The following is a 3124-nucleotide window of genomic DNA, read 5'->3' as shown; positions in this document are numbered from 1 at the left end:
GTACAATAAGCAAAATAAGGGCGCATGGGGAATGCCTAGGCTCTCAGAGGCGATGAAAGGCGTGATAAGCTGCGAAAAGCTGCGGGGACGGGCACACACCGATTGATCCGCAGATACCTGAATGGGGCAACCCGCTATATTGAAGATATAGCACACCGATAGGTGGGCAAACCCGCTGAACTGAAACATCTAAGTAGGCGGAGGAGAAGAAAACAAAAGTGATTCCGCAAGTAGTGGCGAGCGAACGCGGATTAGCCCAAACCAGCTATGTTACGGCATAGCTGGGGTTGTAGGACCGCGATATTTCATGCATGAGGAACCGGAAGCTTCTGGAAAGGAGCGCCATAGAGGGTGACAGCCCCGTATGGGCAACAAATGTAATGGATAGCGGCATCCTGAGTAGGGCGGGGCACGTGAAACCCTGTCTGAATTTGGCGGGACCATCCGCTAAGGCTAAATACTCCTGAGAGACCGATAGTGAACCAGTACCGTGAGGGAAAGGTGAAAAGAACCGTGAATAACGGAGTGAAATAGATCCTGAAACCATGCGCCTACAAGCGGTCGGAGCCCTTAAGTGGGGTGACGGCGTGCCTTTTGCATAATGAGCCTACGAGTTAACGCTGCTGGCAAGGATAAGTGGTTAAGCCATGGATCCGCAGCGAAAGCGAGTCTGAATAGGGCGCTTTAGTCAGTAGTGTTAGACGCGAAACCGTGTGATCTACCCATGGGCAGGTTGAAGCTGTGGTAACACACAGTGGAGGACCGAACCGGTTGACGTTGAAAAGTCTTCGGATGACCTGTGGGTAGGGGTGAAAGGCCAATCAAACTCGGAAATAGCTCGTACTCCCCGAAATGCATTTAGGTGCAGCGTTATTTCAGTTATATAGAGGTAGAGCTACTGATTGGATGCGGGGGCTTCACCGCCTACCAATTCCTGACAAACTCCGAATGCTATATAATGATTGATAACAGTGAGGGCTTGGGTGCTAAGGTCCAAGTCCGAGAGGGAAAGAACCCAGACCATCAGCTAAGGTCCCCAAATATATGCTAAGTTGAAAGAACGAGGTTTGTCTGCCCAGACAGCTAGGATGTTGGCTTGGAAGCAGCCATTCATTTAAAGAGTGCGTAACAGCTCACTAGTCGAGCGGACGAGCATGGATAATAATCGGGCATAAGCATATTACCGAAGCTATGGATTTTGTGGCAACACAAAGTGGTAGGGGAGCATTCTGACAGGGCTGAAGGTATCCCGTAAGGGGTGCTGGACCGGTCAGAAAAGAAAATGTAGGCATAAGTAACGATAATGCGGGCGAGAAACCCGCACACCGAAAAACTAAGGTTTCCACAGCTATGCTAATCAGCTGTGGGTTAGTCTGGACCTAAGGCGAACCCGAAAGGGACAGTCGATGGCCAACGGGTTAATATTCCCGTACTTCTTATTGCTGTGATGGGGTGACGGAGTGATGAAAGCGCCGCGAACTGACGGAATAGTTCGTTGAAGTGCCTACCTATAAGATGCGCAGGCAAATCCACGCGTCTTGGGGAAACACGATAGTACTCGGAGTCTTCGGACAAAGAGATAGTGCGCCTAAGGGCTTCCAAGAAAAACCTCTAAACTTCAGGCAGTAAGAACCAGTACCGTAAACCGACACAGGTAGTTGAGGAGAGAATCCTAAGGTGCTCGAGAGATTCATGGCTAAGGAATTAGGCAAAATAGACCTGTAACTTCGGGAGAAAGGTCGCCCCGAGCAATCGGGGCCGCAGTGAAGAGGTCCAGGCGACTGTTTATCAAAAACACAGGGCTCTGCAAAATCGCAAGATGAAGTATAGGGCCTGACACCTGCCCGGTGCTGGAAGGTTAAGAGGAGATGTTATCTTCGGAGAAGCATTGAATTGAAGCCCCAGTAAACGGCGGCCGTAACTATAACGGTCCTAAGGTAGCGAAATTCCTTGTCGGGTAAGTTCCGACCTGCACGAATGGTGTAACGATCTGGACACTGTCTCAGCCATGAGCTCGGTGAAATTGTAGTAACGGTGAAGATGCCGTTTACCCGCAGTGGGACGAAAAGACCCTGTGCACCTTTACTATAGCTTAGTATTGACCTTGGATAAATGATGTGTAGGATAGGTTGGAGACTGTGAAGTGGCGTCGCCAGGCGCTGTGGAGTCATTGTTGAAATACAACCCTTTGTTTATCTGAGGCCTAACCCCGCAATGTGGGGGACAGTGCTTGGTGGGTAGTTTGACTGGGGTGGTCGCCTCCAAAAGAGTAACGGAGGCTTCTAAAGGTTCCCTCAGTACGCTTGGTAACCGTGCGTAGAGTGCAATGGCATAAGGGAGCTTGACTGAGAGACATACAGGTCGATCAGGTACGAAAGTAGAGCATAGTGATCCGGTGGTTCCGCATGGAAGGGCCATCGCTCAAAGGATAAAAGGTACGCCGGGGATAACAGGCTGATCTCCCCCAAGAGCTCATATCGACGGGGGGGTTTGGCACCTCGATGTCGGCTCGTCACATCCTGGGGCTGGAGAAGGTCCCAAGGGTTGGGCTGTTCGCCCATTAAAGTGGCACGCGAGCTGGGTTCAGAACGTCGTGAGACAGTTCGGTCTCTATCTACTGCGGGCGTTAGAAATTTGAGTGGATCTGATTCTAGTACGAGAGGACCGAATTGGACTAACCTCTAGTGTATCTGTTGTCCCGCCAGGGGCACCGCAGAGTAGCTACGTTGGGAAGGGATAAGCGCTGAAAGCATATAAGCGCGAAACCCACCACAAGATGAGATTTCTTTTAAGGATCGTGGAAGATGACCACGTTGATAGGCTACAGATGTAAAGGCAGTAATGTCACAGTCGAGTAGTACTAATAATCCGTAAGCTTATGTACACCCTTTTCCCCCGATGAAAATCGGGGGAGAGAACTTTCTAAAACAAAACTTATTTGTTTCTTTATCCCAGTATGTTAAAATATTACTGCAATTATTTTTAATTTTTAATTCTAAATTTTTAATTTATTGCAGCGTTGCCTAAAGCAATGCAAGACCTTAAGGTGGTTATTGCGGCGGGGCTCACCTCTTCCCATCCCGAACAGAGAAGTTAAGCCCGCCTGCGCAGATGGTACTGCAGT

The 3124-nt window shown here is 49.6% G+C and carries 2 rRNA genes; both read left to right on the top strand.

The features are described 5' to 3' along the window. The first annotated feature begins 3 nt into the window (after nucleotides 1–3). Nucleotides 4–2884 (top strand): 23S ribosomal RNA (locus ACWA1F_RS23870). Nucleotides 2885–3042: 158 nt separating this feature from the next. Then, nucleotides 3043–3124: ribosomal RNA gene (gene rrf / locus ACWA1F_RS23865) — 5S ribosomal RNA — on the top strand; the annotation flags it as partial.

It is taken from the genome of Flavobacterium erigeronis (assembly GCF_054075165.1).
This window is presented reverse-complemented; position numbering and strand designations above follow the sequence as displayed.